General features: G+C 43.5%; 8 protein-coding genes. All 8 read left to right on the top strand.

Translation table 11 applies throughout. From position 1 onward, the window contains the following. On the top strand, positions 1 to 245 hold a 245-nt coding region (locus tag Q4B79_RS06350), incomplete at its 5' end, for a Uma2 family endonuclease (RefSeq protein ID WP_303085585.1). Then, positions 242 to 889, top strand: a complete 648-nt coding sequence (locus Q4B79_RS06345) for a DNA repair protein RecO (protein ID WP_303085584.1) — start codon at positions 242 to 244, stop codon at positions 887 to 889. The genes Q4B79_RS06350 and Q4B79_RS06345, both read left to right, overlap by 4 nt. A gap of 16 nt (positions 890 to 905) precedes the next feature. Continuing rightward, entirely contained in the window at positions 906 to 1,640 is a 735-nt protein-coding gene (locus tag Q4B79_RS06340) for a pyridoxine 5'-phosphate synthase (RefSeq protein WP_303085583.1), read from the top strand. A gap of 293 nt (positions 1,641 to 1,933) precedes the next feature. Next, positions 1,934 to 3,217, top strand: coding sequence for an OmpA family protein (locus Q4B79_RS06335; protein ID WP_303085582.1), 1,284 nt, complete (start codon positions 1,934 to 1,936; stop codon positions 3,215 to 3,217). A 220-nt stretch (positions 3,218 to 3,437) separates the two neighbouring features. Then, positions 3,438 to 5,285, top strand: coding sequence for a translational GTPase TypA (typA, locus tag Q4B79_RS06330; RefSeq protein WP_303085581.1), 1,848 nt, complete (start codon positions 3,438 to 3,440; stop codon positions 5,283 to 5,285). Between the two features lie 126 nt (positions 5,286 to 5,411). Further along, on the top strand, positions 5,412 to 5,753 hold the full coding sequence (locus tag Q4B79_RS06325) for a 2Fe-2S iron-sulfur cluster-binding protein (protein WP_303085586.1): 342 nt from the start codon (positions 5,412 to 5,414) through the stop codon (positions 5,751 to 5,753). 24 nt (positions 5,754 to 5,777) lie between these two features. Beyond that, positions 5,778 to 6,155, top strand: a complete 378-nt coding sequence (locus tag Q4B79_RS06320) for a hypothetical protein (RefSeq protein ID WP_303085580.1) — start codon at positions 5,778 to 5,780, stop codon at positions 6,153 to 6,155. 542 nt (positions 6,156 to 6,697) lie between these two features. Then, positions 6,698 to 7,129 carry a large conductance mechanosensitive channel protein MscL gene (gene mscL / locus Q4B79_RS06315; RefSeq protein ID WP_303085579.1) on the top strand — a complete coding sequence of 144 codons (432 nt, stop codon included), beginning with the start codon at positions 6,698 to 6,700 and terminating at the stop codon, positions 7,127 to 7,129. The last annotated feature ends 157 nt before the right edge of the window (positions 7,130 to 7,286 follow it).

Below are 7,286 nucleotides of genomic sequence, written 5' to 3'. Positions count from 1 at the left end.
AGATTTTTTCTAGCAATCGTGAAAATGATGTCAAAAAATTGGTGCGTTATAAAAACTGTCCGTCCATTAGCGAGATTTTGTTGATTGAGCAAACAAAGGCACAAATTATCGTGTATCGGCGTGGCAAATTTGGGCGGTGGTCTGACCAAATGTATCAAAATGGCGATGAAATTTTGCTGGACAGTATCAATTTCACTTTAAAAGTTGATGAGATTTATCAAAAAGTGGTTTTTGACAAACAATGACCCCCACCCTTTTAACAGGCTTTATTATCCATTCTCGCCCTTACCAAGAAAAAAGGGCGATTTATCAGTTTTTTAGCAAAGAATGGGGTGTGGTGCATGGCGTAGGTAAGCACGGATTGCCATCTTTTGTGGTGCTTGAACTTTTTGTTGGTGGTAAAAACTCGCTCAAAAATTTTAGCCAAATTCACCCAAAATCCACCTTATCATCGCCATCATTTGGACAAAGTCAGTACGCACTTTTGTACCTAAATGAGCTGATTTGTAAGCTCATTGCTCTTGAAAACCCTTGCCCTTCGCTTTGGTGTGCTTATCAAAAAAGTGTGTCAGATTTACAAAAAGCCAATGATTTGACTGCCATTAAGCGGATTTTGCGTGATTTTGAAACCAGTTTGTTTGATGAACTGGGGGTCAGTATTGATTGGCAAACGGACAATTTGGGGCAAGCCATAGAGCCGACCACCCATTATCAATTTACCCTCAATCAAGGCTTTGTCAAAACCCCCATTGGTATGATGGGCGAGGCAATTTTAAGCCCTGATTTGATGCTACTGGGGCAAATCCACCGCCAATTGATTGATTTTTTGCTGGACTATAAACCCTTAAACAGCCGAAAATTATGGGCGGAGCAGTTAAAATACCGTTAATTAAAAGGAAAAAATGATGAATACCCCCAGACTTGGCGTAAATATTGACCACATCGCCACCCTTCGCAACGCTCGGGGCGTGGACTATCCTTGCCCTATTAAAGGAGCATTGATTTGTGAGCAGGCAGGGGCGGACGGCATTACCTTGCATTTGCGTGAGGACAGACGGCACATCAAAGACGTTGATGTCTATGCAATGAAACAGGCGATAAGTGTGCCGATGAACCTAGAAATGGCGGTAACCGATGAAATGCTTGCCATCGCGACCGATGTCCGTCCAGCGTGGGTGTGTCTTGTCCCCGAAAAACGCCAAGAAGTAACCACCGAAGGTGGGCTTGATGTCATCAACAATGAAAAATTACCTAAGTTTATCAAAGACTTACAAAACTCAGGCATTAAAGTCTCGCTCTTTATTGACCCTGACACCACCCAAATCGCCAAAGCGATTGAATTGGGGGCAAATGCCATTGAGATTCATACAGGGGCGTATGCTGAGAGCTGGCTTGATGGCGATAAAGATAAAATCTCCCATGAGTTAGAACGAGTAAAGGCAGGCGTGGCGTTTGCTCTATCACAAAATCCTGACTTTATCGTCAATGCAGGGCATGGCTTAACGGTGGACAATGTTGCTCCCATCGCCCAAATTGAAGGCGTTCATGAACTTAATATCGGTCATAGTATCATTGCTGATAGTGTGTTTGTGGGACTTTTTGAGGCGGTGAAAAACATGAAAAACGCTTGTTTGGGTTAATGAGTGTTGCAGATATTTATTGTAAAATTTATCAGACTTTATGTAATAAACTGTATCTTTGCTCAAAAATCGGTTGTCAAAATCACATTTTGTCGTTAAGCTATTGTCATAATTTGGCAGAAAGTTAAATTTTTTATTGAAAAACATTTAGGCTTAATGTTAAAATACAAAGTGATAGTCTAGGCTTATCCTACTTTTAATTTATTTATGTCATGCTGATGAGTGTGTTGTGTGTGAAACTAAGTGGGATATGTCTTGTGTTTGACTTTATCAAATCATCCTTTGGAGGAATTATGAAACTTAACAAAATTACCCTAGCGGTACTTGCTACCGTTGCGACCGCTGCTTCTGCTGGCGTTACCGTAACTCCACTCGTTGGTTATCAATACCAAGACGAAGCCCACGACAAACAACGTGGCGTTTTCCATACTGGCAAACAGCTAAACAACACCGCCAACCCATCTGACACCGCTAACCCACGTAACGGTGGCGTTGCCCTAGAAAGTGACCTATACACTGGTCTTGCATTGGGTGTTGAACTAACTCCTGCTACCCAGTTCCAAGTAGAATACGGCATTACTGACACCGAAGCTAAGGCTTCTAAGCACTCAGCTAGCCTAGACCCAGCGAACACTTTTGATGCCAAAGAAGAAATCATCTCTGGTAACTTCCTAATTGGTCTAGACCAATTCACAGGCTACACCAACAGCAAGTTCAAGCCATATGTGCTTATCGGTGGTGGTCAAGCTAAATACAGCGTAGAAAACCAAGTTGCTTATAACACTCTTGCACTTGCAAACTCTGCTAACGGTGCAGGCGAGCTAGTACCAGCAGGTACAGAAGTTGCTGAGTCAAAAGACACCATCGGTAACATCGGTCTGGGTGCTCGTTACCTAATCAATGACGCTCTTGCTGTGCGTGGCGAAGTACGTGGTGTTCACAACTTCGATAACGAATGGTGGGAAGGTCAAGCCCTAGCAGGTCTTGAAGTAACACTAGGCGGTCGTCTAGGTAAAGCTGCTCCTGCGGTTGTTGCTCCTGTTGTTGAGCCTGTTGCCCCTGTTCAAATCATTGAAGATGTGGTTGTTGATAGCGACATGGACGGTGTTGCTGACCACCTAGATGCTTGCCCAGGTACACCACGCAATGTAGTGGTTGATGCTCGTGGTTGCCCAGTTGAGCGTCAAATCAGCGAAGAGCTACGCATGGAACTACGTGTATTCTTTGACCGTGATAAGTCAAACATCAAACCACAATTCCGTGAAGAAGTTGCTAAGGTTGCTGAAAAAATGCGTGAATTCCCGAACGCAACTGCTGCCATCGAAGGTCACGCTTCTAAAGACAGCAAACGTTCTAACGCTCGTTACAACCAACGTCTATCAGAAGCTCGTGCAAACGCTGTGAAATCTATGCTTTCTAACGAGTTCGGTATCGCACCTAACCGTCTATCTGCGGTAGGTTATGGCTTCGACCGCCCAATCGCACCTAACGACACCAACGAAAACAAAGCTCTAAACCGTCGTGTTTATGCTGTAATTCAAGGTGCTAAGGTAACTAGCGTTGTTGAAACCAAATAATCTTTATGATTGATAAAAGCCACCCTATTTGGGTGGTTTTTATTTTGTGTAAAATCATGGGTTTTGGGTAAAATTTGTGCTATAATGGTGCGTTTTCTATTTGTTCTTTTGTGTATTGACAAATCAACATGGTCTAATTTTTTAAATTGTACGCCCAAAATTAATATTGTGCGTTTAGGCTTAGTGTAGATTTTTCATGCCCCCAATTTTTTGAGTTTTTATGTCAAACAACATTCAACACCTACGCAACATCGCCATCATCGCTCACGTTGACCATGGCAAAACCACGCTGGTAGATAAACTTTTACAGCAGTCTGGTGCTTTGGGCGAACGTGCGGGCGAGATTGAGCGAGTCATGGACTCCAATGCCCTAGAAAGTGAGCGTGGTATTACCATTCTTGCCAAAAACACCGCCATCAAATGGACGGATAAACGCTCAGGCATCGAATACCGCATTAACATCGTGGACACCCCCGGACACGCCGACTTTGGTGGCGAAGTTGAGCGTGTATTATCGATGGTGGATTGCGTACTACTTTTGGTGGATAGCCAAGAAGGTCCAATGCCACAAACTCGCTTTGTTACCCAAAAAGCCTTTGCTCGTGGCTTAAAGCCGATTGTTATTATCAATAAGATTGACAAACCCGCTGCCCGTGCCGATTGGGTCATTGATCAAGTGTTTGATTTATTTGACAATTTGGGCGGTACGGACGAACAGCTTGATTTCCCCATTGTCTATGCCTCAGGCATTAACGGCATTGCAGGGCGTGAAGCGAATAACCTTGCCCCTGACATGACTCCACTTTTTGAGACGATTGTGGACATTGTTGAACCACCAAAAGTGGACGCAGACGGTGCGTTTCAAATGCAAATCTCATCACTAGACTACAACAGCTTTGTGGGCGTGATTGGCGTGGGTCGCATTCAGCGTGGTAGTGTCAAGACAAATACCCCTGTGGTGGTGGTTGATAAAGACGGCAATAAGCGTAACGGTCGTATCCTAAAAATCATGGGCTATCATGGCTTGGAGCGTGTGGACGTAGACAGTGCATCTGCTGGCGACATCGTGTGTATCACAGGCATTGATAACCTGAATATCTCGGACACGTTGTGCGACCCCAAAGAAGTCGAGGCGTTGCCACCACTTAGCGTGGACGAGCCAACCGTATCGATGACTTTCCAAGTAAACGACAGCCCCTTTGCAGGTAAAGAGGGTAAATTTGTTACCTCTCGCAATATCCGTGAACGCCTTGACCGTGAACTTATTCACAACGTGGCGTTGAGAGTGGAGGATACTGACAGTCCTGACAAATTTAAGGTGTCTGGGCGTGGCGAACTGCACTTGTCGGTACTCATTGAAAACATGAGACGTGAGGGCTTTGAGCTTGGTGTGTCTCGTCCTGAGGTCATCATCAAGGAAATTGATGGCGTTAAGTGCGAACCCTTTGAAAACGTTACTTTTGACGTTGAGGAACAACATCAAGGGGCGGTCATGCAAGAGATGGGTAACCGCAAAGGCGAGCTGACTAACATGGAAGTGGACGGCAAGGGTCGTATCCGTATTGAAGCGACCGTGCCATCTCGTTGTTTGATTGGTTTTCGTTCAGAATTTTTGACGATGACCTCTGGTACTGGGATTATGACATCTAGTTTTAGCCACTATGGTCCGATGAAAGAAGGGTCAGTTGCCAAACGCCAAAACGGCGTACTCATTTCGATGGTAACAGGCACGTGCTTGGGCTATGCTCTGTTTAGCTTGCAAGAGCGTGGTCGCCTATTTGCCAAGCCACAGCTTGAAGTGTATGAGGGCATGATTGTCGGCATCAACGCTCGTGGCGATGATATGGTGGTAAACCCCACTAAGGCAAAACAGCTGACCAACATTCGTGCATCAGGTTCAGACGATGCGATCATTCTAACGCCTGCCCTAGAATACACGTTGGAGCAAGCCCTAGAATTCATTGAAGACGATGAACTTGTAGAAGTAACACCAAAATCTATCCGTATCCGCAAAAAATATTTGACAGAAAACGACCGCAAACGTTTTGGTCGTAAAAAAGCTGATTAAATCAAATGAAACCACAAAATACCAAGTGTTTTGTGGTTTTTTGTTGTATAATAAAACAAGGCATATAGAGGGAGCGGAAATGACGGCGTATCGAATACACTTGATTGCACCAAGTAGGAGAGAGAGATTTCTTTTGATTGTTCTGATGATGAGACGATTTTAAATAGGGCGGATAAGATTGGTTTTGAATTGCCCTATGCGTGTCGCAATGGTACCTATACAAGCTGTGTGGGTAGACTAAAGAGTGGCGAGGTAGACCAAAGCGAACAGATGTCCTTAAATGATGGACAAATCCAAAAGGGCTTTGTATGCCTGTGTGTGGCTTATCCACGAAGTGATTGCATTATTTATACTGAGCAAGAGAAGCTGTTAGATGGCTTAACTGCTTGGGACTTGTATGATTACTATCAAGAAGGGGCGGGCAAAACTCGTACCCTAGATGACCTTGCAATGACTCAAAGGGTGTGAAAATTAGTAGTAACACCCAACACATTGGGCAAAAAGAATGGTCGTAGTGTGCAAGGGGATTTTATCAACCAAGTTTTGGGCGGTAGCAGAGACTTTCGTAATGCCTATCCTGGGGATTATTGGCAGGATATAGGGAGTGCTGAATGGGGGATTGGTGGTTTTACCTTGTCGGGGAGATTTGAAGGTGGCGTGGTGCAAATCGGAAATGGATACTACCTAAAAGGCGACATCTATTATGATGTTCATGATAGGTTTACTGATCCTTACAATTTGTTTAATATAAATTCTCCGTGGGGAGAATGGAATCCTGATGGTGTGTCATACGATATCATTGGTGGGTGGAAAGAAAGTATCTTGCACCCCATCACACCAGAACAATACCGTAAGTTCAAAAATAGATAATCACATGTCGTGCAGTGTTTACTTATTTACGTTTTTGCCGTATTGGTTAAACTGTGTATTGTTGTGGTGTCTTATGCCACTTATAGCAATAGGGGGCATTGCTTTTTTGGCACCTGGCATGCCTTTAAGGTATGGTGTGCCAGCTTGCATAGCCTTTTGGGTCATATTTACTTTCTGTGTTTTGTATTTTCGCCACTCCAAGAGGTGGTGGATGCGTATACTGTATTTTGGTACGATGACATGTGTATGGCTGATTGTAGCTTGGTTTCTTGTTATGTGGGCTGGTAGTGGATTTGGGTCTTTTGATTTAAAATTGTGGGTGCTAATCATCTGCATTGTTATGGGAGTGGCGATAGGTGTGCTAGCCAAACATGTGTTTGATGTGCTGTTGTCATATAGACGTGATTAATGGGTAATTATCAGAAGCCATCTTGTGAATTGTAATATAACACAATAAAATTGTTGCGTATTGTAAAAATGATTGTTTTATGTGGTAAAAGTGATTAAAATGAGCGACTTTTTAACCTCCATTTGAGTTTTTTATGAGTATTATCCAAGAATTTAAAGAATTTGCCCTCAAAGGCAACGTGATGGATTTGGCTGTCGGTGTCATCATCGGCGGTGCATTCGGTAAAATTACCACCTCTTTGGTTGAAGATGTGATTATGCCGATTGTGTCGTTTATTGTTGGTGGCGACATTGACTTTAAAAACATGTTTATCACGTTGGGCGAAGCACCAGAGGGCGTGGCGATGACCTATGATGCCCTAAAAGAAGCTGGCGTGCCTATGCTTGCGTACGGTAGTTTTATCACGGTATTAATTAACTTTGTAATTTTGGCGTTTATCATCTTTATGATGGTTAAAGGCATGAATAAAATGCGCAAACAAGCCGAAGCCGAGCCAGAAGCCCCAGCAGAACCATCAGAAGAAGTGCTACTGTTGCGTGAAATCAGTGCCAAACTGGACAAATAACCTCATCAAGTTACCAAGCCCATCTTTTTGATGGGTTTTTTATGGGCAGCGTTTTTGTTTTAAAATATATATCCACAATAGTGGAGATTTAATACAGTCGCCAGACCAAATAAGGCGAATAAATTTTCGTATTTATCTAATGATGTCAATAGGTTAT

The organism is Moraxella sp. (genome assembly GCF_030525845.1).
Taxonomy (GTDB): Bacteria; Pseudomonadota; Gammaproteobacteria; order Pseudomonadales; family Moraxellaceae; genus Moraxella.
Note: the sequence above shows the minus strand (reverse complement) of the source record. Positions and strands in the feature narration are given on the sequence as shown.

Bases quoted from the DNA above. Each gene is read 5' to 3' on its own strand.
- Q4B79_RS06345 (WP_303085584.1), top strand. From the start codon at position 242: ATGACCCCCACCCTTTTAACAGGCTTTATTATCCATTCTCGCCCTTAC.
- Q4B79_RS06340 (WP_303085583.1), top strand. From the start codon at position 906: ATGAATACCCCCAGACTTGGCGTAAATATTGACCACATCGCCACCCTT.
- Q4B79_RS06335 (WP_303085582.1), top strand. From the start codon at position 1,934: ATGAAACTTAACAAAATTACCCTAGCGGTACTTGCTACCGTTGCGACC.
- typA (WP_303085581.1), top strand. From the start codon at position 3,438: ATGTCAAACAACATTCAACACCTACGCAACATCGCCATCATCGCTCAC.
- mscL (WP_303085579.1), top strand. From the start codon at position 6,698: ATGAGTATTATCCAAGAATTTAAAGAATTTGCCCTCAAAGGCAACGTG.